This window comes from Cytobacillus sp. QJM3NY_8, from assembly GCF_056173585.1.
In genome coordinates this window covers 3,823,798-3,847,366 of the sequence record NZ_CM149681.1, presented here as the reverse complement: position 1 = coordinate 3,847,366, position 23,569 = coordinate 3,823,798, and the positions used below count along the sequence as shown (strand labels likewise).

General features: G+C 41.3%; 26 protein-coding genes. All 26 read left to right on the top strand.

Translation table 11 applies throughout. The annotated features are described in order from the left end of the window. The first annotated feature begins 88 nt into the window (after nt 1-88). The 26 genes from AC0VZ9_RS19785 (at nt 89) to lhaT (ending at nt 23,461) form a co-directional block, all read left to right on the top strand. Entirely contained in the window at nt 89-1,150 is a 1,062-nt protein-coding gene (locus AC0VZ9_RS19785; RefSeq protein WP_026041599.1) for an NAD(P)H-dependent glycerol-3-phosphate dehydrogenase, read from the top strand. A 243-nt stretch (nt 1,151-1,393) separates the two neighbouring features. Then, on the top strand, nt 1,394-1,597 hold the full coding sequence (locus AC0VZ9_RS19780) for a DUF2768 domain-containing protein (RefSeq protein WP_019380380.1): 204 nt from the start codon (nt 1,394-1,396) through the stop codon (nt 1,595-1,597). Nucleotides 1,598-1,622: 25 nt separating this feature from the next. After that, the gene (locus tag AC0VZ9_RS19775; protein ID WP_475396654.1) at nt 1,623-2,336 is read left to right on the top strand and encodes a hypothetical protein; all 714 of its coding nucleotides are present in this window, start codon (nt 1,623-1,625) and stop codon (nt 2,334-2,336) included. A 349-nt stretch (nt 2,337-2,685) separates the two neighbouring features. Beyond that, a complete protein-coding gene (spoIVA, locus tag AC0VZ9_RS19770; protein WP_019380383.1) occupies nt 2,686-4,164 on the top strand; it encodes a stage IV sporulation protein A in 1,479 nt (492 codons plus the stop codon). A gap of 437 nt (nt 4,165-4,601) precedes the next feature. Next, nucleotides 4,602-4,874 carry a non-specific DNA-binding protein Hbs gene (hbs, locus tag AC0VZ9_RS19765; protein ID WP_009332755.1) on the top strand — a complete coding sequence of 91 codons (273 nt, stop codon included), beginning with the start codon at nt 4,602-4,604 and terminating at the stop codon, nt 4,872-4,874. A gap of 218 nt (nt 4,875-5,092) precedes the next feature. Next, nucleotides 5,093-5,659 carry a GTP cyclohydrolase I FolE gene (folE, locus tag AC0VZ9_RS19760; RefSeq protein WP_009332754.1) on the top strand — a complete coding sequence of 189 codons (567 nt, stop codon included), beginning with the start codon at nt 5,093-5,095 and terminating at the stop codon, nt 5,657-5,659. A 120-nt stretch (nt 5,660-5,779) separates the two neighbouring features. Next, entirely contained in the window at nt 5,780-6,016 is a 237-nt protein-coding gene (gene mtrB / locus AC0VZ9_RS19755; RefSeq protein ID WP_019380384.1) for a trp RNA-binding attenuation protein MtrB, read from the top strand. Between the two features lie 280 nt (nt 6,017-6,296). Beyond that, the gene (locus AC0VZ9_RS19750) at nt 6,297-7,106 is read left to right on the top strand and encodes a heptaprenyl diphosphate synthase component 1 (RefSeq protein ID WP_019380385.1); all 810 of its coding nucleotides are present in this window, start codon (nt 6,297-6,299) and stop codon (nt 7,104-7,106) included. Nucleotides 7,107-7,109: 3 nt separating this feature from the next. Beyond that, on the top strand, nt 7,110-7,811 hold the full coding sequence (menG, locus tag AC0VZ9_RS19745; protein WP_009332751.1) for a demethylmenaquinone methyltransferase: 702 nt from the start codon (nt 7,110-7,112) through the stop codon (nt 7,809-7,811). An 83-nt stretch (nt 7,812-7,894) separates the two neighbouring features. Beyond that, the gene (gene hepT / locus AC0VZ9_RS19740) at nt 7,895-8,857 is read left to right on the top strand and encodes a heptaprenyl diphosphate synthase component II (protein WP_019380386.1); all 963 of its coding nucleotides are present in this window, start codon (nt 7,895-7,897) and stop codon (nt 8,855-8,857) included. A gap of 167 nt (nt 8,858-9,024) precedes the next feature. Further along, nucleotides 9,025-9,471: a nucleoside-diphosphate kinase gene (ndk, locus tag AC0VZ9_RS19735; RefSeq protein WP_475396653.1), complete on the top strand. Its 447-nt coding sequence runs from the start codon at nt 9,025-9,027 to the stop codon at nt 9,469-9,471. Nucleotides 9,472-9,592: 121 nt separating this feature from the next. Then, a complete protein-coding gene (locus AC0VZ9_RS19730) occupies nt 9,593-10,366 on the top strand; it encodes a CheR family methyltransferase (RefSeq protein WP_019380388.1) in 774 nt (257 codons plus the stop codon). Between the two features lie 208 nt (nt 10,367-10,574). Beyond that, entirely contained in the window at nt 10,575-11,747 is a 1,173-nt protein-coding gene (gene aroC / locus AC0VZ9_RS19725; protein WP_009332747.1) for a chorismate synthase, read from the top strand. Then, nucleotides 11,747-12,823: a 3-dehydroquinate synthase gene (gene aroB, locus AC0VZ9_RS19720; RefSeq protein WP_019380389.1), complete on the top strand. Its 1,077-nt coding sequence runs from the start codon at nt 11,747-11,749 to the stop codon at nt 12,821-12,823. Before aroC ends, aroB begins: the two co-directional genes overlap by 1 nt. 64 nt (nt 12,824-12,887) lie before the next feature. Further along, complete coding sequence (aroH, locus tag AC0VZ9_RS19715) at nt 12,888-13,262, top strand: chorismate mutase (protein WP_009332745.1); 375 nt, start codon at nt 12,888-12,890, stop codon at nt 13,260-13,262. A gap of 86 nt (nt 13,263-13,348) precedes the next feature. Next, nucleotides 13,349-14,449 (top strand): histidinol-phosphate transaminase, encoded by a 1,101-nt coding sequence (hisC, locus tag AC0VZ9_RS19710; protein WP_019380390.1) that lies wholly within the window; start codon nt 13,349-13,351, stop codon nt 14,447-14,449. Between the two features lie 90 nt (nt 14,450-14,539). Beyond that, nucleotides 14,540-15,646, top strand: a complete 1,107-nt coding sequence (locus tag AC0VZ9_RS19705; protein ID WP_009332743.1) for a prephenate dehydrogenase — start codon at nt 14,540-14,542, stop codon at nt 15,644-15,646. Nucleotides 15,647-15,689: 43 nt separating this feature from the next. After that, nucleotides 15,690-16,985 (top strand): 3-phosphoshikimate 1-carboxyvinyltransferase, encoded by a 1,296-nt coding sequence (gene aroA / locus AC0VZ9_RS19700; RefSeq protein ID WP_475396652.1) that lies wholly within the window; start codon nt 15,690-15,692, stop codon nt 16,983-16,985. 200 nt (nt 16,986-17,185) lie between these two features. Further along, nucleotides 17,186-18,091, top strand: a complete 906-nt coding sequence (locus AC0VZ9_RS19695) for a hypothetical protein (RefSeq protein WP_019380391.1) — start codon at nt 17,186-17,188, stop codon at nt 18,089-18,091. Nucleotides 18,092-18,110: 19 nt separating this feature from the next. Continuing rightward, the gene (locus AC0VZ9_RS19690) at nt 18,111-19,373 is read left to right on the top strand and encodes a tetratricopeptide repeat protein (protein ID WP_217028192.1); all 1,263 of its coding nucleotides are present in this window, start codon (nt 18,111-18,113) and stop codon (nt 19,371-19,373) included. Nucleotides 19,374-19,461: 88 nt separating this feature from the next. Then, the gene (locus tag AC0VZ9_RS19685; protein WP_009332739.1) at nt 19,462-20,007 is read left to right on the top strand and encodes a ReoY family proteolytic degradation factor; all 546 of its coding nucleotides are present in this window, start codon (nt 19,462-19,464) and stop codon (nt 20,005-20,007) included. Between the two features lie 124 nt (nt 20,008-20,131). Then, nucleotides 20,132-20,596 carry a YpiF family protein gene (locus AC0VZ9_RS19680; RefSeq protein WP_019380393.1) on the top strand — a complete coding sequence of 155 codons (465 nt, stop codon included), beginning with the start codon at nt 20,132-20,134 and terminating at the stop codon, nt 20,594-20,596. A 149-nt stretch (nt 20,597-20,745) separates the two neighbouring features. Beyond that, nucleotides 20,746-21,252 (top strand): Rieske (2Fe-2S) protein, encoded by a 507-nt coding sequence (locus tag AC0VZ9_RS19675; RefSeq protein WP_009332737.1) that lies wholly within the window; start codon nt 20,746-20,748, stop codon nt 21,250-21,252. 3 nt (nt 21,253-21,255) lie between these two features. After that, the gene (qcrB, locus tag AC0VZ9_RS19670) at nt 21,256-21,930 is read left to right on the top strand and encodes a menaquinol-cytochrome c reductase cytochrome b subunit (RefSeq protein WP_009332736.1); all 675 of its coding nucleotides are present in this window, start codon (nt 21,256-21,258) and stop codon (nt 21,928-21,930) included. 43 nt (nt 21,931-21,973) lie between these two features. Then, a complete protein-coding gene (locus AC0VZ9_RS19665) occupies nt 21,974-22,741 on the top strand; it encodes a menaquinol-cytochrome c reductase cytochrome b/c subunit (protein ID WP_009332735.1) in 768 nt (255 codons plus the stop codon). Nucleotides 22,742-22,864: 123 nt separating this feature from the next. Further along, nucleotides 22,865-23,461 (top strand): lipoprotein heptaprenylglyceryl N-acetyltransferase LhaT, encoded by a 597-nt coding sequence (gene lhaT / locus AC0VZ9_RS19660; protein WP_475396651.1) that lies wholly within the window; start codon nt 22,865-22,867, stop codon nt 23,459-23,461. Nucleotides 23,462-23,569: the final 108 nt, after the last annotated feature.

Genomic DNA, 23,569 nt, shown 5'->3' with positions numbered 1-23,569 from the left:
ATGCCAGCCGGAAAGCTTTAATGTTGTCTGGCAGGCAGAATCGGATGAATTTTTGATGCATCCAAATACATTGAAAGGCAGTGATCAAATGGAGCGGAAAAAAGAAAGTGTAGCTGTAGCAGGTGCTGGCAGCTGGGGTACTGCCCTGGCGATGGTGCTTGCGGATAATGGGCATGACGTCAGACTGTGGGGCCATAATCCTGATCAGATAGAAGAAATTAATAAGCACCATACTAATCAAAAATATTTATCAGGGATACATCTGCCTGCAGAAATAAGGGGATACACCTCGCTTGAAGAGGCTTTAACCGGAACAGACACTTTGATTTTGGCAGTACCGACAAAGGCAATTCGTGAAGTAGTCGGCAAGATCAAGGGAAGTAGAAAAGAGCCTCTAACCATTGTACACGTAAGTAAAGGCATTGAACCTGATTCACTTCTCCGGATTTCTGAAATGATTGAAGAAGAAATGCCTGGAAATCTTCTGGATAGTGTAGTGGTACTCTCTGGCCCAAGCCATGCAGAAGAAGTTAGTCTGCGGCATCCAACTACTGTTACGGTATCATCAAAAAATATGGTTGCTGCCGAAAAAATCCAGGATTTGTTTATCAATAACAATTTCAGAGTATATACAAACCCGGATATCATTGGAGTGGAAATTGGCGGGGCTTTGAAAAATATTATTGCGCTTGCAGCTGGAATTACAGATGGCTTAGGCTATGGAGACAATGCAAAGGCAGCCCTGATAACCAGAGGCCTTGCTGAAATTGCCCGTCTCGGTATGAAGATGGGGGCAAGCCCGCTTACTTTCTCCGGTTTAGCGGGAATCGGTGATTTGATCGTTACATGCACTTCTGTCCATTCACGCAATTGGCGAGCAGGCAACCTTCTTGGAAAGGGCCATAATCTGCAGGAGGTCCTTGATAATATGGGGATGGTCGTAGAGGGAGTCAGGACAACAAAGGCAGCACATCAGCTGGCTCAAAAATATGATGTAAAAATGCCGATTACTACTGTCCTGTATGATGTTCTTTTTAATAATGTAATTGCGAAGGATGCTGTTGATCTTCTGATGGCAAGAGGAAAAACACATGAGATGGAAGATCTTGCGAACGTTTTGGAAGATCAAAGCGGGAATAAAAAGGACTGAAATGTTTATTAATTGAAAAATATAGGCATTAGATGATGCGAGACAGCAGGTTCCTGCATACAATGCAACGAAGCAAACTAGTGTAATGAACAGGGTGCTGGGTTATTTAGTCAAATGGCTGAGGTAAAGAATTGCCCCTTCTTTGCCTCAGTTTTTTTGTGTTTAATTTTTTCGTAATGAAAAGTTTTTAGATTTATTCAATTAGTATGTTATAATACATTTCGGAAAAGGGAGTTGATTTGTATGTCGCCGGCTTTAATGAAAATGTGGATATCCCTTGCTTCTATGGGATTTATGTTTTTATCTATAATATTAATTTATCTTAGCCGCTACAAGCTGAAACCTGGAGTTTTTAAGATTATAACAGCCATTGTTGCCTACTTTTTAATGATAATAAGCGGGATTATTATAGTGATTGTCGTGTTCAGCGGTCCGACAAGCAGCTAGCACTTTTACATAAAGGGTTGATTAAATGAAAAAAGCTTTTAATATATTTTTGCTCTTGTTGAGCGGTGCTTTGATTCTGACGGGCTGTATGTATCCTGAAGAGAAATTATCACAAAATCAGATAGCCTATAAGGATCAGCTTCAGTCTGTCCAGTCGGCAGTGGACCAATATCGGGAAGCAAATGGAGGCCTTTTGCCGATCAAAACCAAGGATCAGACGACCCCTATATATCAAAAATATCCAATTGATTTTAAGAAAATTGCCCCCGAATATATGGCAGAGCCGCCTGGGAATGCCTTTGAATCCGGCGGAGTTTTTCAATATGTAATCGTTGATGCAGAAACAGATCCAAAAGTGAAGATTTTTGATTTAAGAATTGCTGAAACTATAAGGGATATTAACCTGAGGGTTAAGGCAAATGGGTTCCCGCCATATAAAGAGCAGATAGCAGAAAATGTCTTTACGATGGATTTCAAAAAATTAGGGTTTAAGGAAGAACCTAAAGCCCTCAGTCCATACAGCGGCCAGAGCCTCCCGTATGTTGTTACCGGCAATGCAGAGGTATACGTGGATTATCGGGCTGATTTATATCAGGCATTGGAGAATAAGGAAAACAAGCCTAAACCTGGAGAAGATATTAGAGATCTTCTTGTAGAGGATTCTGATTTTGTTCCTGCCTATTCCCTGCCTTACACAATCGATCCCGCCACAAATGATCCAATCTTTTTGGTGAAATAGTCATAACCCTTCTCCTGCAAAATATATTGTAGGAGAAGGGTTATTTTTTTATATACTTTTATAGCCACTCTTCAACTATTGACTATAAGCATAAAGGTAAAGGAATAAAGAGTAAGGGGAGTTTGAAAATAAAAAAGGAAATTTGGAATGGTAAGCTGTCCATTTCAGACTGTCATTGGTTTGGAGATTTCCAGCTGGGCTGGCAGGTGCAATGCACATTCCTGATAGGGGGTAAAAATTTTAAAAAACTGTCATAACAATGTAGGACAACATCATACACATATAATGTCCAAACATAATAGATAGGATAATATTATCCCATTAACTCAAGATTTCAGGAGGGGATCACTTGGAAAAGGTTGATATTTTTAAAGATATTGCCGAAAGAACTGGCGGCGATATATATTTTGGAGTAGTTGGCGCAGTTCGCACCGGCAAATCTACATTTATAAAAAAGTTTATGGAACTAGTTGTTCTGCCAAATATGGAGAATGAAGCAGAACGTGCCCGCACACAGGATGAGCTTCCTCAAAGTGCTGCCGGCAAGACGATTATGACAACAGAACCGAAATTTGTCCCTAACCAGGCTGCTACAGTGCATGTTGCAGAAGGGCTGGATGTAAATATCAGGCTTGTGGACTGTGTGGGATATACAGTACCGGGGGCGAAGGGCTATGAAGACGAAAACGGCCCGAGAATGATCAATACACCTTGGTATGAAGAGCCGATTCCTTTTCATGAAGCTGCTGAAATAGGAACTAGAAAGGTAATTCAGGAGCATTCGACTATCGGAGTAGTGGTTACAACTGACGGAACAATTGGAGAGATCCCGCGTGCGAATTACCTGGAAGCCGAAGAAAGGGTTATTGAAGAGTTAAAGGAAGTTGGCAAGCCATTTATCATGATCATTAACAGTGTCCAGCCTCATCATCCGAATACGGATGCCCTGAGAAATGATCTCGCTGAAAAATACGATATCCCTGTCCTGGCCATGAGTGTTGAGGGCATGAGGGAATCAGATGTACTAAACGTTATGCGTGAAGCTCTTTATGAGTTCCCGGTACTGGAGGTCAATGTAAACCTTCCGAGCTGGGTAATGGTGCTGCATGAAGATCACTGGCTTCGTGAAAGCTATCAGGAAGCTGTTAAAGAAACGGTTAAGGATATAAAGAGGCTAAGAGATGTCGACCGAGTGGTCCATCAATTCAGCGACTTTGAATTCATTGACCGGGCAGGCCTCGCAGGTATTGAAATGGGGCAGGGAGTAGCCGAAATTGACTTATATGCGCCAGATGATCTTTATGATGAGGTACTTAAAGAGATAGTGGGTGTTGAAATCCGCGGAAAAGACCACTTGCTTGAGCTGATGCAGGAATTTGCTCATGCCAAAGCAGAGTATGATCAAATTTCCGATGCATTGAGAATGGTAAAGCAAACCGGCTACGGCATTGCTGCTCCTTCGCTGGCTGATATGAGCCTCGATGAACCGGAAATTACACGCCATGGTTCCCGCTTTGGTGTAAGGCTAAAAGCCGTTGCCCCATCCATTCATATGATTAAAGTGGATGTAGAATCTGAATTCTCACCTATCATCGGAACAGAAAAGCAAAGTGAAGAACTTGTCCGCTATCTGATGCAGGACTTTGAAGACGATCCGCTTTCAATTTGGAACTCCGACATCTTTGGACGCAGCCTAAGCTCCATCGTAAGAGAAGGAATTCAGGCCAAACTCTCCCTAATGCCTGAAAATGCAAGATACAAACTGAAAGAAACATTAGAAAGAATCATCAACGAAGGCTCTGGCGGATTAATAGCGATTATTCTTTAATGAAGGCTCCTTTTGGAGTCTTTTTTTACGTTTATTCTAATTTAAAGGAAATGTTTGAAAAATTCACTGCTTAATTTGCAATTGATTATCTAAAATAGTGTTTTAAAAAGCGCCGTAAGGGTAATAAAAACAGGTCAACTTATTACAAATATGTTGCAAAGAAGAAAAGATTCCCATTAAATCATGAAATATTCTTGATAACAGCATTTGATTGTGATAATCTTTTAACAGAATTACCGTTATGGCGGCCGAAACCCTTATATTTAAAGGGTTTATAATGATTTTTGGATTGAAAAATTTCAATTTATCATTTATTATAGGGCTTGTTATACAAAAAAAACGCCATAACGTATAGAATTCAGTAATTTTGTTTACAAATGTATGTAAGGAATCTTATTTTACTGGGTTTTATCCATATTTGGGAGGAGGTGAAAGGCATGAACAAAACAGAACTAATTAACGCAGTTGCTGAAGCTGGCGAACTTTCTAAAAAAGACGCGACTAAAGCAGTTGATGCTGTTTTCGATACAATCCTTGATGCTTTGAAAAATGGTGATAAGGTACAACTAATCGGTTTCGGAAACTTTGAAGTTCGCGAGCGTGCAGCCCGTAAAGGACGCAACCCGCAAACTGGCGAAGAAATCGAAATCGCTGCAAGCAAAGTTCCTGCTTTCAAACCAGGTAAAGCGCTTAAAGATGCAGTTAAATAATCTACATACAAGTGCTTAAAGCTTATGCTTGAGCTAAAAACCGCGAATAATCGCGGTTTTTTCTTTTTTATCCGATCTGAAATCACCCTGGCTACAGGGGAAAGAGCTGTATATTTAAATTAGAGAAAGACACGGAAGTTTCAGTTTTGCCTGAATGAAAGGGTTATGCTAATATGAACATATTATTACCACAGTGTTAATACATAGGAGGCATAATTATGGCAGAAGTGAATCGTGCCCAGATAGAGGATGCGGTGCGTTTAATATTAGAAGCTATCGGAGAAGACCCGAATCGTGAAGGACTTCTTGATACGCCTAAGCGAGTCGCAAAAATGTATGAAGAAGTTTTTATGGGGCTTAACCAGGATCCTAAAGAATACTTTGAAACAGTATTTGGCGAAGATCATGAAGAACTTGTTTTAGTTAAAGATATTCCATTCTACTCTATGTGTGAACATCATCTTGTACCTTTCTTTGGTGTTGCTCATGTAGCTTACATCCCAAGGGGCGGCAGAGTAACAGGTTTAAGCAAACTTGCCAGAGCAGTGGAGGCGGTTGCCAAGCGTCCTCAGCTTCAGGAACGCATTACATCTACTGTGGCAAATTCCATTCTGGAAAAGCTTGAGCCCCATGGTGTAATGGTCGTTGTGGAAGCGGAACATATGTGCATGACAATGCGCGGAGTTAAAAAGCCTGGTTCAAAAACGGTGACATCAGCAGTAAGAGGTGTGTTTGCAGAGGATGCAAGAGCACGGGCTGAAGTGCTTTCGCTTATTAAACAATAATAATGAGAACTCTGTAATGAAGGAGTTCAGGCTATAAAAAGGTCAAAGGCTGAAAGATAAAACTTTTAGCCTTTTTTTGTAAGTAATTATCATGAACATATGAAGCAAAGGATGGTTTAAATGGAAAAGAAAAGTCCACCAGCAAATGAATATATTGTGATAAAAGCCAAAGAAGACGGTGTTAATGTCATAGGGTTAACAAGAGGCTCTGATACAAGATTCCATCATTCAGAAAAACTTGATCAGGGAGAAGTAATGATTGCACAATTTACCGAGCATACATCCGCGATTAAGATCCGGGGGAATGCAAGAATAATGACAAGCTATGGGGAACTTGAAAGTGAAGCTAAGAAATAACCTTCCCTTTGAAAAGAAGGATAGGATATTTTCACAAGAGAATGTCCTGACATGTTCCTGTAATTTATGATATAATTGTTTCTGCTTGATTATTTCTCTTGAATACAAGATACCGGGTAAAAGGCTTTTTTTTGCCCGTTTTACTTTAATAGTAACCAATGAATTGGCTAAAATAGATAAGATGTGTAAGGCAATTTGTGCCCGTTCTCTTTGTCGCAGTATTTACATGGAGAAAGCGCGCGGCTGAAAAAGAAAACTAAGGGGAAACAAGGGTGATGGCATGCATGATGTGAAGATTAAATTAGCAGATATAAAAGAACAGATTGAGAAAAAAGTTAACCACCCTTATCTGCTCAGGTATATTGATTCTCCTGTTATTGATGAAGACAAGCTTCTGCTTCTGATCTCTTTCCTGAATGATGTGGAAATACCTGACACAAAAGCAGAAAAATATGCAGTTACTGCAATGCTTATCCAAATCGCCCTTGATACCCATGAACTTGTTAAGAACGATGAATCTGAAGACAAAGGTCTTAAGCATAGACAGCTCACTGTCCTTGCAGGTGTTTATTACAGCGGTTTATATTACAAGATTCTCGCAGCTTTTGATGATATTAAAATGATCAGGGCCTTCGCAGATGGGATTAAAGATGTAAATGAGCATAAAATTTCGCTATATCAGAAGTCTCCTGATGCAGTTGACAGCCTGATGAATTCAGTCAAAAAAGTTGAGGCGTCCCTATTTGAAAAACTGGCTGATGCATTCAGCAAGGCAGCTTGGAAAGAGGTAATATCCAATCTTTTATTCATCAAGCGATTGATTGCAGAGAAGCAGCAGTTCATTAAGGAAGGAACCTCAGTCGTTTTTGAAGCCCTGAAAAAGCTGACTTTCCCAAAAGTGAAAGACATGTCTGCTGAGCAGCGGAGATATCTGATTCTCATTTGTGATAGATATATTGATTTTTCAAGGAATATAGTTGATCAATCCCTGAGGAAATTCCCTCTTGCAAATGAATTATTAGAGCAGCGTATTCACTGCATTTTTAATAATAGTCAGTCTGTGGCTAAAACTTTTGTGGAAGAAGGATAAAATATGCAGCAATCAAAAGAAGAACGTGTTCATAGCGTATTTGAAAAGATTTATGGCAACTACGATAAAATGAATTCAGTTATCAGCTTTCAGCAGCATTTAAGATGGCGCAAAGATACAATGAAAAAGATGAATGTTCAAAAGGGTTCAAAGGCTCTTGATGTTTGCTGCGGTACTGCCGATTGGTCCATTGCGCTTGCTGAAGCCGTAGGTGAAAACGGTAAAGTTGTAGGTTTGGATTTCAGTAAAAATATGCTTAAAATCGGTGAGGAAAAAATTAAGGATCGGAAACTGAAGCAAGTCGAGCTTGTGCATGGAAATGCAATGGAACTTCCTTTTGCGGACAATTCCTTCGATTATGTTACAATCGGTTTCGGTCTTCGCAATGTTCCGGATTATCTGCAGGTATTAAAAGAAATGCACCGTGTTGCAAAGCCTGGCGGTATAGCAGTGTGTCTGGAGACTTCTCAGCCAACTCTGTTTGGATACAAGCAGGCTTATTATTTCTACTTCCGTTTTATCATGCCTATGTTTGGCAAGCTTTTTGCCAAAAGTTTTAATGAATATTCCTGGCTGCAGGAATCAGCCAGAGACTTTCCTGGGATGAAAGAACTTGCAGGAATGTTCGAAGAAGCAGGCTTTAAGAACGTCACATTCAAGCCTTATAGCGGCGGTGTGGCTGCAGTACACATTGGAACGAAATAAAAAATAATAACTTGTTCTGTATGTTTCTCATTGAACGATAGAGAATAGATCAGACGGGATCGATAAGCTGGGTGAGTAAGCAAATGAAATTGAAAATGATGTATTCATTTTTAAATTCAGATTTAACTGTTATAGAGAACGAGCTTGAGGAGACGATTAAAGCTGAGTCTCCTCTATTGCATCAGGCTTCCCTGCATCTGCTGCAGGCCGGGGGGAAAAGAATCCGGCCAGTTTTTGTTTTGCTTGCTGCAAAGTTCGGAGAATATGATATTGATAAAATTAAAAACGTAGCGGTATCACTGGAGCTTATCCATATGGCGTCGCTTGTCCATGATGATGTTATTGATGATGCAGAACTGCGCCGGGGGCAGCCTACCATTAAAGCAAAGTGGGATAATAAGATTGCCATGTATACCGGTGATTATATTTTCGCACGCGCTTTGGAATTAATAACCAATATACAAAATCCGCATGCTCACAAAATTCTCTCCCATACCCTTGTGGAACTTTGCATAGGAGAAATTGAGCAAATTAAAGATAAGTATAACTATGATCAGAATATAAGGACATATTTCCGGAGAATTAAAAGGAAAACAGCCATGCTTATTGCGGTGAGCTGTCAGCTTGGCGGCATTGCAGCTAATGTGGAGGAAGATATACATAAAAAGCTCTTTAAATTCGGCTATTTTGTGGGAATGTCCTATCAAATCATTGACGATGTCCTGGATTTTGTCGGTACAGAAAAAGAACTTGGCAAGCCGGCGGGAGGAGATCTCCACCAGGGTAACATTACGCTCCCTGCTTTATTTGCAATGGAGGACAGCATCATCTGCGATCAAATCAGCAGAGTCCACGAAGGAACTGAACGAAGTGATATTGAGAAGATAATTGCTTTGGTCAAAGACTCCGGTGCAATTGAAAAGTCTCTGCAAATTAGTGATAAATATCTGCAGAAAGCCTTGGGGGTTCTCGAAGAGCTGCCTCCTTCCAGGTCAAAGAAAGCTTTGCGGGATATTGCAAAATTTATAGGCAAAAGAAAATTTTAATCCGCCAATTAATTGCCAGCACTTTTACAGGTGCCGGCAATTTTGTTTAGGAGGAAATTATTAAGTAAAAGCGCTTTCAGATTTCTGTTGCTAAATTTTCAAAACAATGTTAATATTTTCGTGGATTAACATAAATCACTATACATAAAGTTTTAGGAGTGGAATCAATGGAAAGAACATTTTTAATGGTTAAACCAGACGGAGTACAGCGCAATCTAATCGGGGAAATCGTTTCCCGTTTCGAAAAAAAAGGCTTTCAGTTTGTTGGCGGCAAGCTAATGAGCATCAGCAGGGAACTTGCTGAAGAGCATTATGGAGAGCATAAAGAGCGTCCATTTTTCGGAGAACTTGTTGACTTTATTACATCCGGACCAGTATTCGCAATGGTTTGGGAAGGTGAAAATGTTATCGCTACAGCTCGTCAGATGATGGGTTCAACAAATCCTAAAGATGCTGCTCCTGGAACAATCAGAGGAGATTTCGGCATTACAGTTGGGAAAAATGTAATCCATGGATCAGATTCACCTGCAAGTGCAGAACGTGAGATCGGCCTTTTCTTCAAAGAGGAAGAAAAAGTGGAATACAAAAAACTAATGAATGAATGGATTAACTAATATTCAAAAAAAGTACTTGTCCCTGACAAGTGCTTTTTTTGTAACCGAATTCATTTTTACGGCTGGGCGGGCATAGATAGAAGTCAAAAAGCTCACCAATTATTATAAGAGGGGAAAAGGAATGGCTAACGATTATCAGGATTTTATTCTAAATATTAAAAGAAAAACAGGAATCGATCTATCTCTGTACAAAGAAGCACAAATGAAAAGAAGGCTCATTTCATTGTATGAGAAAAAAGGCTTTAATTCATTTGGAGATTTTTTTAATGGCATAGTCAAGGATAGAGAACTCCTGAATGATTTTTTGGACAGGATGACGATAAATGTTTCCGAATTTTACCGTAATGCGCAGAGATGGGAGGTGCTCGAAAAAAAAATCCTGCCGGGGTTATTAGAGCAGAATAGGAATTTGAAAATCTGGAGCGCAGCATGCTCCACTGGTGAAGAGCCTTATACAATTGCCATGATTTTATCAAAAATGCTGCCGCTATCCCAAATAAAGATTACTGCAACAGATATTGATGAAAATGCCCTGGCGAGGGCCCGGATGGGTGTATACCCTGAGCGTTCGCTTAATGAGGTTCCTGAAACCATGAGACAGAAATTCTTTGGGCGTGAAGGAAGTTTCTTTAAAATATCCGAGGATATAAAAAAGACGGTAATTTTTAAAAAGCAAAATCTTCTTGCAGACGATTTTGGCGGGCCGTTCGATTTAATTGTATGCAGGAACGTTCTTATTTATTTTACAGAGGAAGCAAAGGATCAGCTTTATCATAAATTCAGCAGCGCATTAAGAAAAGATGGCATATTCTTTGTTGGGAGTACTGAACAGATTTTTAACTCAGGCCGCTATCACTTGGAATCTGCTGAAACCTTTTTTTATAGAAAAGAATAAAAAAAGTAACCGCATAGGGGATGATTTTCTGACATCCTCTTTCTTTTGTTTTTCTCCGTTTTGTAGTAAATATCTATTCGTGTTAAAATGGCTCCATTCATAAGAAGAAATAAAATATTATAGGAATTTTCAATTTTATCTATTCTTATATTTATCATTATGTTATATTGATACATAATCCTTTAATGAGTTGAAGGGGGAAAGAGTTTTGAGATATCTTACATCTGGTGAATCTCACGGACCACAGCTGACCACTATAATTGAAGGGCTGCCTGCAGGAATGCCGCTGATTGATTCAGATATAAATGAAGAACTTGCCAGACGCCAGAAAGGCTATGGCAGAGGCAGAAGGATGCAAATTGAAAAGGATACTGTTCAAATAACAGCGGGGATCAGGCATGGATATACATTAGGATCGCCGGTGGCACTTGTGGTTGAGAATAATGATTGGAAGCATTGGACAAAGATTATGGGCCAGGACCCTCTAAGTCCTGAGGATGAGGGTGAAGTGAAGAGAAAAATATCGCGTCCCCGTCCAGGCCATGCTGACTTAAATGGAGCACTAAAATATGGGCACAGGGATATGAGGAATGTGCTGGAGCGATCTTCAGCCAGAGAAACGACAGTGAGGGTGGCAGCCGGTGCAGCTGCCAAAAAACTGCTCTCTGAATTGGGGATTGAAGTTGCAGCCCATGTTATTGAAATTGGCGGGGTTGTTTCAAGCAAAAGAGATTATTCTTCACTAAAAGAGTTAAAGGAAATCACAGAAGAATCGCCTGTTCGCTGTCTGGATCAGAATGCCGGCCAAAAAATGATGGATGCCATTGATTCCGCGAAAGAAAATGGGGATTCCATTGGCGGAGTAGTAGAGGTTATTGTTGAAGGCATGCCTCCGGGTGTCGGAAGTTATGTACACTATGACCGCAAGCTCGATTCAAAGCTTGCAGGGGCAATGGTGAGCATTAATGCGTTTAAAGGTGTTGAGTTTGGCATTGGCTTTGAGGCTGCAAGGAAGCCTGGAAGTGAAGTTCATGATGAGATCACATGGGATCCTGAAAAAGGCTATTATCGGAAAACGAACCGGCTTGGCGGCTTAGAAGGGGGCATGACAACGGGTATGCCTATTGTTGTCAGAGGAGTGATGAAACCAATTCCTACCCTCTATAAGCCTCTTCAAAGTGTCGATATTGAAACAAAGGAACCCTTCTCAGCAAGCATAGAGCGTTCTGACAGCTGTGCAGTACCTGCAGCTGCAGTCGTTGCAGAAAATGTAATTGCCTGGGAATTGGCTTCAGCTATTGTGGATCAATTTTATTCTGACCGTTTCGAAGCATTAAAAGCTTCGGTTGAGCAGCAAAGAAAATTTGCGAGGGAGTTTTAATGAATAGTATTTCAATCAAAACCCCCGGGAGGACCTATCCAGTTTATATAGGGTCAGGAGCAATTGAGGGATTGGGATCATATATTAAAGATACTTTTCCGGCTCTAACCAATTTAATGATAATTACAGATGAAACGGTCCGGGCCATACATCTGCCTGTGCTGGAAACAGCACTTAGGGGTATAGATGCAAAAGTCTGCACAGTGCCAAGCGGGGAGAGAGCAAAGACATTTGAAGTTTACTATCAATGCTTGTCATTTGCTTTGGAACATAAGCTTGACCGAAAATCTCTTATTCTGGCGTTTGGCGGGGGAGCTGTCGGAGATTTGGGAGGTTTCGTGGCTGCCACATTTATGAGGGGGATACCCTTCATTCAGATTCCTACTACCATTTTGGCGCATGATAGCGCCGTTGGAGGGAAAGTGGCCATCAACCATCCTTCAGGAAAAAATATGGTGGGATCCTTTTATCAGCCTCAAGCTGTATTTTATGATTTGAATTTTCTTGATTCCCTTCCTCCAAAAGAGGTGCGCTCAGGGTTTGCAGAAGTAATAAAGCATAGCTTGATACATGATATGAACTTTTATTTGAGTCTTAAAGACAACATCCGCTCGCTTGAAGGGCTTCCTTCTGATGAATTAAGCGGAATGCTTACAAAGGGGATAGAAATCAAAGGCATGATCGTTGCTGAGGACGAAAAGGAAGCTGGTGTTCGCGCATTCTTGAATTTCGGCCATACCTTGGGTCATGCAATTGAAGCAGAAAAAGGCTATGGAGAATGGACACATGGAGAATCTGTTGCAGTAGGAATGCTATTCGCACTCCAATTAAGCAATAAAATGCTTGATCTGCGTTTTGATGTTAACGAATTCCGGTGCTGGCTTGATCAGCTTGGCTACCAAACGGATCTCCCGGAAGATTTATCGCATTCAAAACTGCTGGAACGGATGAAGCAGGATAAAAAATCAGAAGGCCAGAATGTCCGCTTTGTTCTTTTGAAAGAAGTGGGCAGTCCCGTTATACACCAGGTTTCTGATGATTTTATTCTGCAGGAGCTCGCAATATTTTTAAAATAAACAAGGAAGACTTTATTACTAAGAGATAAAAAGGCTGGTGAATCAGCTTTGGGAGGTGCTGCAAGTGATTCGAGGGGTGAGGGGAGCCGTCACCGTAGATAAGAATAGTGAATCTGAGATATTAGAGGCAACTGAGATGCTGATCAGACAAATGATTCAGGAGAATAAGATTAATTCTGAGGATGTTGCTTCTGTATTCATATCCGTTACGGAAGAATTAACAGCAGCCTTTCCCGCAAAGGCAATGCGTTCAATAGAGGGCTGGACCTATGTTCCTGTCATGTGCATGAGGGAAATACCTGTTGAAGGATCACTTCGTAATTGTATTAGGGTAATGATGCATGTGAATATAGATGTTCCTCAGGAGAATATCTGCCATATATATTTGCGTGAAGCCATCCAGCTCCGGCCAGATCTAAAGACCACAGACTCTCCTTAATGGAGAGTTTTGTGATAATATAGGAGCAGATCAAATAACGCTTTAATACGATAATAAGTAAAAGTGATAAAAAGAGGTGGATTTGAATGAAATGGAAGGAACAGCTGTTGGATTTAACTCCTTACCAGCCGGGAAAATCAATTGATCAAGTAAAAAAGGAATACGGTCTGGATAAAATAGTTAAGCTTGCTTCAAATGAAAATCCGTTTGGATGCTCTGAAAAAGTTCTTTTTACTATGAATCAGTCGACATCATTTTTTGCGCTGTATCCCGATGGCTATGCTTCTGAACTGCGGACTGCTCTGGCTGGACACTTAAGCATACAGGAAGATCAGCTGATTTTTGGAAACGGATCGGATGAAATAATTCAAATGATTTCCAGAGCTTTATTAAGCCCGGAAACAAATACTGTAATGGCTGCGCCAACATTCCCTCAATATAGGCATAATGCTGTAGTAGAAGGGGCCGAGATCAGGGAAATTCCATTAGTTGATGGGGGACATGATCTTGATGGAATGCTGGCTGCAATTGATGAAAATACAGCTGTAGTATGGGTTTGCAGTCCAAACAATCCGACAGGAAACTATGTTAATGAATCTTCATTGCTTTCCTTTCTGCAAAAGGTGCCTCGTGATGTATTGATAGTCCTTGATGAAGCTTATTATGAATATGTTATTGCTGAGGATTACTACAATGCATTGGATTTGATCCGGAAATTCGAAAATTTGATTGTCCTTCGTACATTTTCGAAAATTTATGGCTTAGCAAGCCTTCGGGTAGGCTATGGAATTGCAGATCCTCAAACTATCAAAGCTCTTGAGCCGGTTAGGGAGCCGTTCAATGTAAACAAGTTTGCTCAGGCTGCAGCAGCTGCAGCCATAGGGGATCAGAACTTTATCGAAGAGTGCAGACAGAAAAATCGGGAAGGGCTGGAACAATTCTATGCTTTCTGTGAAGCACATGGACTGGAATACTACCCTTCACAGGGAAATTTCATTTTAATCAACTTTAATGCAGATTCAAATGAAGTGTTTCAATTTTTGCTTGAAAAAGGGTATATCGTCCGCTCCGGCAAAGCACTTGGCTTCCAGGGATATGTCCGTGTCACAGTAGGTTCCAAGGAACAGAATGATGGTGTGCTTGCCGCCATGGATCAATACCTTGCAAAGCAGGCTGCAGCATTGTAGGCAATATGGGTTCTTAGTATTAATACTTTTTGATATCCATTCAGAGGCATATAGATGCCTCTGAATTATTTTTAATAAGGCGGTGAGAGGATGAGAGGGAAAATCTTTATTATCGGCCTTGGTTTGATCGGCGGTTCTTTGGCATTATCGATAAAAAGAAGCCATAGTGAAAGCATGATCATCGGCTTTGATGTAAATAAAGAGCAGGGACGCCTTGCTGAAATGCTTGGGGTCGCAGATGGAATTTCTTCTACAATTGAGGATGGAGCAAGGGACGCCGATTTAATTTTAATAGCTGCACCTGTGCAGGAGACACAAAAAATTATACATATATTAAAAGAGTGTGAATTAAAAAACACGGTCATCATCTCGGATGCAGGCAGCACTAAAAAGGAAATTGTCAGCTGCGCTAAGGTACTGAAGGAAAAAGGAATTACGTTTATCGGAGGCCACCCAATGGCTGGCTCTCATAAGAGCGGTGTTACTGCAGCAAAAGCATTGCTTTTTGAAAATGCCTTTTATCTGCTCACTCCTGAAGAGCACGTTTCCACGGCAGAGGTTGAAAGGTTAAAAGAATGGCTCACAGGGACGAAAGCAAAATTTCTAACCTTATCGCCTGAAGAACATGATTATATAACTGGTATTGTGAGCCATTTTCCGCACATGGTGGCTGCTTCTCTAGTGCATCAGGCAGAAAAAACAAGCCGTTCACAAAAGCTGATTCCAAGACTGGCTGCCGGCGGATTCAGGGATATTACCAGGATTGCCTCCAGCAGCCCTGCAATGTGGAGAGATATCCTGCTTCAGAATAAAGAAGTGCTTCTTAAGTTAATGGAGGATTGGCAGGAGGAAATGGAGAATGTTAAATCAATCCTCAGGCAAGAAAACAGTGAGGGCATTTTTGAGTATTTCCTCCGTGCAAAATTGTTCAGGGATGAACTGCCGCAAAAAGAAAAAGGCGCAATTCCGGCATTTTATGATCTCTTCGTCGATGTGCCGGACTACCCTGGTGTCATTTCAGAAATCACTGGATATTTAGCTAAGGAAGAAATCAGCATTACGAATATCAGAATTCTGGAAACAAGAGAAGAAATTTATGGAGTTTTGGTTATCAGCTTTCAAACTGAAGAGGACCGGGAACGGGCCATTAATTGCTTAGAACAATATACAAGCTATGAAACAACCATCGGTCTATAGTTAAGCAGGGAAGACCTTTATAAACCAGCAAAGGGTGATTAATATGATTCCGGCAAATTTAAGGACAAATCTTAAAGGATTAAGCGGAGAAATTGCGGTGCCAGGTGATAAATCCATATCTCATCGATCTGTGATGTTTGGATCAATTGCAAAGGGAAAGACTGTTGTAACCAATTTCCTGCTAGGTGAGGACTGCTTAAGTACGATAGCCTGCTTTAGAAAGCTGGGTGTATCTATTGAACAGGAAGGCAATAAAGTCACAATTATGGGGAAGGGGATGGATGGATTACAGGAACCCGAAGCTATTCTGGATGTTGGCAATTCCGGTACAACCATTCGCCTTATGATGGGAATCCTGGCTGGCCGTCCATTCCATTCAGTCCTTGTCGGGGATGAATCAATTGCAAAAAGGCCAATGACAAGAGTTACCGCACCGCTTAGTTTATTTGGGGCGAAGATTTATGGCAGGAAGAATGGTGAATTTACCCCTTTATCAGTAATTGGCGGACCGTTGGCCGGGGCAGCATACGAGCTTCCTGTAGCGAGCGCACAGGTAAAATCCTCGCTGCTCTTTGCCGGCCTGCAGGCCAGTGGGGAAACAGTCATTATTGAACCTATGAAGACGCGTGATCATACCGAAAGAATGATTAAGCAATTTGGCGGGGAAGTTGCAGCAGATGGGCATACCATTCGGATTAAAGGCGGTCAAACGCTAACAGGGACGGAAATCCATGTTCCAGGCGATATATCTTCTGCTGCCTTCTTCCTGGCTGCAGGAGCCATTGTGCCTAACAGTGAGATTAAACTGAAAAACGTCGGGCTCAATCCTACAAGAACCGGCATCATTGAGGTATTGCAGCAGATGGGTGCAAATATTAGCATTGAGCCATATGAAAATGGCTTAGCCGAGCCCGCAGGAGATATTACCATTAGAACATCTACTCTTAAAGGAACCGTTATCGAAGGGGCGCTCATTCCCCGGCTTATCGATGAAATTCCTATTATAGCCCTGCTCGCAACACAGGCAGAGGGAGAAACAGTTATCAAGGATGCAGAAGAACTTAAAGTCAAGGAAACGAATCGCATTGATACGGTTGTCAAGGAACTGTCAAAGCTTGGAGCCGATATTACTGCTACGGAAGATGGAATGGTGATCAAAGGGAGGTCATCCCTTTCTGGAGGTACTGTTTCAAGCCATGGGGACCATCGAATCGGCATGATGCTTGCAGTTGCCGCTGCCATTTCAAAGGGGGAAGTTCAGCTTCAACAGAAAGAAGCTATTTCTGTATCCTATCCGTCGTTTTTTGAGCATTTTGAAAGCCTGATTTCGGAGACGTAAGAAAAGCTGTAAGCGCCTTGCACGCCCCGGCACATCGAGGAGGCAGGCTGCTTGCGCTGATAGTTATCAAACTTCGGAATTTTGGACATTCTTGTCATTTAAAAAAGAGCTGATTTCCTGCAGCTCTTTTTCTATTGAATCAGTCATATTTGCGAGAAAAATTCATAGCTTGTCATAAGACCGTTTTAGAGGGTGGTTTTATGACTTATATTATTGAGAATGCAAATATTTTAAAGGAAGACAAGCTGATAAAAACATCACTGCTGATCAAGAATAATGAGATTTCACTGATGCAGGCAGAAATGAAAAGGTTTCAGTTTGCCAGAATGGATGCCGCTGCATTTATTATGGCTGCAGGATTTGTGGTTCTGGATACATCTATACCGCTGGAAAAGCCTTTTATTGAACTCAAAGAGTATTATATAAGGGAGTTCCTATTAAAAGGCTGTACAGCCTTCCTAACAGCCGCACCTGTAAAGCATGAATATTCCATGAAGAGTGACCTGAAATGCTTTAAGGCAAGTTTGTTAAGCAGTCCAATCGATTATATTATTGGTGTTAAGATTCCTGTCCGTCTCCTCACACCTTCATTTATTAGAAGATGCAAGAGGGAAAGGGTTCCTGTTGTTTTTGTTGAAATACAGGATGCAAAGGAGCTTGAAGCTGTACCATGGGGGTGGCTGCGGGAAGCCATGTTTCCTTATAATTGCCCGCTTTCCCCAATCTTTGCAAGCAGGAATGAAAAGGAGAAAAGCAGAATTAATACATTATGGAAAAAAATGATGCAGGAGCAGAAAATCCCTTCCATGCCAAATGAGCTGAATGAACACGAACCGCTATCCCGGTCAGTCCTTTCCAAAGCAGGAATTTACCCGTTAAAAGGAAATATCCATCAGGGTGGTGAAATCAGCTATAATTTATATGAAAAACCTGCAGAAGGTCTTACCGTTGAAGAATCACAGCTGTTTCATTATCATAGAGATAAACTTGCTGTTTCTGTACTGAGGGGGAAAGTGATACGAGCCGGGCAAGAAGTGGTTTTCCGTTCAGGGTCAGGCGAGCATGTTAATATCAGTACGCCAGCTTACTTTAAAATAGCCGATTAGCATTCGAAAGGAATTTAGTATGGATAAAGTAAATAAAATCATTACTCTTTTAGAAAACGGTCATCACGAAGAAGCATTGGAGAGCTATCAGCTAATACTGCTGGATGGTTCACATGAAGAAAGGTTCCTGCTGGCAGAAGAACTGTTCCAGTATGGGTTCCTTGAAGAATCAAAAGCATTATATGAACGTCTTCTGGAAGCATATCCGGAAGAAGGGGAACTGCTCGTTCTGTTAGCTGAAACACATATTGATCTGGGAAATGAAGAGGAAGCCATCCTCGTCCTTGAAAGAATAAATGAGCATGATCCAAGCTTTCCGCAGTCGCTTCTTCTATTAGCAGACCTTTATCAAATGGATGGTCTATTCGAAGTCAGCGAACAAAAGCTGCTGAAAGCAAAAGAAATATTGCCTGAAGAAGTAATTGTAGATTTTGCTTTGGGAGAACTTTATGCAGAGCAGGGAAGATTCCTGGAAGCAAAGCGGATTTACGAAAATGTTCTCGGTAAAGAGGAAGTCATTGCGGGGATAAATGTAAATCAGAGAATGGCGGATATTCTCAGCGCAGGAGGAGCATTTGAAGAAGCCCTTCCATATTACGAAAAAGCGCTTGCTGATAAACTGGAGATTAATACCCTTTTCAGCTATGCTTTTACAGCGCTGCAAGCGGGCTTTAACCGTACAGCAATTGAAAAGTTGACAGAACTGAAGGATCTGGACCCCGAGTATCATTCACTGTATTTATATCTTGCCCAGGCATATGAGAGGGAGGAAGAGGCTGGAAAAGGCCTTGAAGCGGTAAAGGAAGGCATTAAACTGGACGAATTTAATAAAGAACTATTTTTCTATGGCGGTAAGCTTGCCCTGAAAAATGGCAATGAAAAAGAAGCTGAAGATATGTTCAGACAGGCTCTTGCACTGGATCCCGAATATGTCCAGGCAGCCATTTATTTAAATAGATTGCTTCTGCAGCACGAAAGATATGAAGATGTAATCGAGATCACTGATATTTTGAACGAGCTTGAAGAGCCGCAGCTTATATGGGATTCAGCTGTTGCCTTTCAGCATACTGAAGAATATTCAGAGGCATTAAACAAATACCAGCTTGCATATACTTTCTTTAAACAGCAGCCTGATTTTCTTTCAGATTACGGATATTTTTTAGCAGAGGAAGGAAAAAGGGAAGAGGCTGCCGAAATTTTTAATACATTAATCAAACTGGAGCCAGGCAATGAAGAGTACCTCGATGTTCTGGAAAGACTTACTGATGATTTTCTTGATTAAATAAGGAAGCTGTTTTTTTAGCGTAGGGTGCCCTTATTGTAATTTCAGTTAGGCCAAATTTGTCTGTAAGCAGAGGAGGGAATCAAAAATGGCGACCCCTGTATCTGTCAACGAGAAGAAAGATTTTATCCGCTGGTTTTTAAACCATTATCAGCTCAAAAGAAGAGAATGCGTATGGATTCTCAATTATTTGATGAGCCATGACCAGCTTATGGAGAAGGTGCATTTTGTGGAACAGGCACAGTATTGTCCAAGAGGCCTGATCATGTCCGCCCACTGTGTGGATGAAGTTCCTTTCCGTTTTTATAAAGAGAATGTAATGACTACAGATGCGGAGAAGTCCTTCCATGATATCCGCTTAAACAGGGATGAAGAGATTTACATTCAGCTTAATTTCCATGCTTCCAACAAGGCCCATCAGTATGCAGCTGTCATGGAGGAAAATCCCTTTATGCCTAAAACACTTCAGATTAATGAAAAGGACCGGCTGATCGCGGAAAGGTTCCTGACAGAAAGCCTGGAGAAGTTCAGAAGAGAAAAACTTCTTGAGCTGATTGATGAAGCACTGGATAAGCAGGATAAAAAAGCTTTTAACATTTTGACTCAGCAGCTGAATAAATTAGAAACAACCTAAGCCTTGCTTTTATAAAAGCAGGGCTCTTATTTTTGTCTGCGCCCTATAGCGTAATCTGATTTGAAGCACTCTAAGCATTAATGATATATTAAGGGAGGCAAATATATGTAATGGAGTGAATGATATGAAATGGGTATCACAGGATATCGAAATGTTCCTTAAAGAAAAGCAATATGTAGACACTGCAGTTCTGCCGCTCCTTCCAGTATCATTTGGTGATGATATTAAACAGTCTGTAGCCATGACAGAATTTATATCGCTTCTAAGTGTCCAGCTTGAACGGCAATTCAGAGGCCGTCTGATCATGCTTCCTGGCTATGCCTATCTGAAATCAGCAGGGGAAGAAAGCCTGCTCAGCGGCTTGAGTGAATGGGAAGCAGAATTGAAGGCACAGGGATTTAAGCACATATTCCTTCTAACTTCAGATAGCATGTGGAAATCCCTTGAAGACCGCTTGGAAGGAGGTTTGATTTGGCTGCCATCCCTGCCTCTTGAGCATATGGATGAAAACTATCGAAATTCCATTCTGGATGACCAGGTGAAGCAGCTGTTGAATTTATTCGTGCAAAAGTGGCAAAATGGTGAATAGTGTGAATGTTGAGCCGCTCTATTTACATGTTTCGCCAAAGGATTATATTGACCTTACATAAAGATTGATATATCATTGTTATGTCCTAGTTTTATATTGTGTTGAATTTTGTCCGTTGGACTTAACTTCATAATAGAGGGGGGAAAAGTATGAGCAAAAATCGAGTTTCTAGACGTCAATTCCTAAACTATACACTTACTGGTGTAGGCGGTTTCATGGCAGCTGGCATGCTGATGCCGATGGTCCGTTTTGCGGTCGATCCTGTATTGCAGGCAGCTGGTGAGAGTGATTTTATCCCAACAAAGCAAAAAGTGGCTGAAATTACTGAAACGCCAACAAGGGTTGATTACACATTTGAACAGCAGGATGCTTGGTACACATCCGAAGTTACCGGCACTGCTTGGGTTTATAAGGATGAAAAAGGTGAAATTGTAGCATTGTCTCCAGTATGTAAGCATTTAGGGTGCGTAGTCGACTGGAATACTGACAAATCAAACCCTGATCATTTCTACTGCCCTTGCCATGGCGGCCTTTATACAAAGGATGGGACAAACGTTCCTGGTACACCGCCGGTTGCAGCGCTGGATGTATTTCCTTACACAGAAAAAGACGGCTTTTTGTATTTAGGCAAGGCTGAACCGCGAAAGGAGGCGTAATAATTGTTAAACAAAATTTATGATTGGGTAGATGAACGTTTAGATATTACGCCGATCTGGCGGGATATTGCTGACCACGAAGTTCCAGAGCATGTAAACCCTGCACATCATTTCTCTGCATTCGTTTACTGTTTTGGCGGTCTGACGTTTTTTGTAACTGTAATTCAGATTTTATCCGGTATGTTCCTGACAATGTATTATGTTCCGGATATTAAAAATGCATGGGAATCCGTGTATTATCTTCAGAACCATGTTGCATTTGGACAGATTGTCCGCGGAATGCACCACTGGGGAGCAAGTTTGGTAATCGTAATGATGTTCCTACATACGTTACGTGTTTTCTTCCAGGGAGCTTATAAGAAGCCCCGTGAATTAAACTGGATTGTCGGAGTGCTCATTTTCTTCATTATGCTTGCACTTGGACTGACAGGTTACTTATTGCCTTGGGATATGAAAGCCCTTTTCGCTACAAAAGTAACAATCCAGATCGTAGAATCAACTCCGCTGATTGGAGAATATCTGAAAATACTTATTGCCGGACATTCTGATATTGTCGGCGCTCAGACGATCACCCGATTCTTTGCCATCCATGTATTCTTCTTACCGGCTGCACTGTTCGGGTTAATGGCTGCCCACTTTATTATGATTCGTAAACAGGGTATTTCAGGACCGTTGTAAGAAATAATTTTTTGATCATTGCAAAAGGAGGGGAAATCGCCCAATGCATCGTGGTAAAGGTATGAAATTCGTAGGTGACTCTCGTGTTCCTGCAGAACGCAAACCGAATATCCCGAAAGACTATTCGGAATATCCAGGAAAAACAGAAGCATTCTGGCCAAACTTCCTGTTAAAGGAATGGATGGTAGGGGCTGTATTCCTTATCGGTTTCCTATGCTTGACAATTGCGCATGAGCCGCCATTAGAAAAAATTGCTGATCCTAGTGATACAGCTTATATCCCGCTGCCAGACTGGTACTTCCTGTTCTTGTACCAGCTTCTGAAATACAGCTATGCTTCAGGACCTTATAATGCAATCGGTGCTTTCATTATACCGGGTCTTGCATTTGGAGCTTTGCTGCTTGCGCCATTCATTGACCGCGGACCTGAACGCCGCCCATCCAAGCGTCCTTTAGCAACTGGCTTCATGCTATTGGCTCTTGCCGGCATCACTTTCCTGACTTGGGAGTCTGTTGCACACCATGACTGGGAAGCTGCTGCACAGCAAGGTAAGATTGTAGCTGAAGTAGAATTTGATAAAGAGGACGAAGGCTACAAGATTTTTGAAGCGAACGGCTGTATTTCCTGCCATGGAGGAGATCTTCAGGGTGGAGCAGGTTCACCTGCACTTGTTGATACTGGATTAACACCTGAAGAAGTTGCTGACATTGCTAAAAACGGTAAAGGCGCCATGCCTCCGGGAATGTTCAAAGGCACTGATGAAGAACTTCAAAAGCTTGCTGAGTTTATTTCTGGCCTTGAAAGCAAATAATTTGTAAAGAAGCTGGCACTGCCAGCTTCTTTTTTATGCACAAAAATTGTTCGGTTTTTTTTACAGGCATTTGGTGTGGTAAAATAATGAAATAATCGTGTACATAGAGAAGGAGAACAAAATATGAAATGGATCTATCCTTTATTAGGCAGCAGAGCTATGCTGATACTGCTACTGGTCATTAACACGGCAGGCACAATTTATGGGTATGTATGGTATAAGTGGCAGCTTGTCGATACACCGCCGATTTTTTTGCCTTTCGTACCGGACAGTCCTACAGCGAGCCTGTTTTTTATGTTTGTGCTTGTCGCCTTTCTATTGGGCAAAAATTGGCCGCTGTTTGAAGCGCTAGCTATTGTAACCCTTATTAAATACGGAATATGGGCTGTGGTTATGAATTTGCTCGTTTTTCAGGTGACAGGTGAATTGGATCCTGTAGCGCTCATGCTGATCTTCTCGCATGGTGCAATGGCAGTCCAGGGTGTTTTGTATGCACCATTCTACCGTTTTAAACTATGGCATCTAGTTTTAACAGCAATTTGGACTCTTCATAATGATGTAATTGATTATGTCTTTTTCATGCTGCCGCGCTACCCTATTTTAAATCTTTACACACCGCAAATTGGCTACTTTACATTTTGGCTCAGTATTTTTTCCTTAGGAACCGCTTATTACTTCGTCTTAAGAAAGAATCGGTTTAGTCTGGATATAGTGAAATAGTGCTCCGATTGTCCTAATCCAAACCATTGAGTGATTTGGTTCCTCGTTTGTTTGAAAGAAATATCCTGGCTGGCTGAATTAATTTCTGGTCTAACCTTGTCCCTCTTT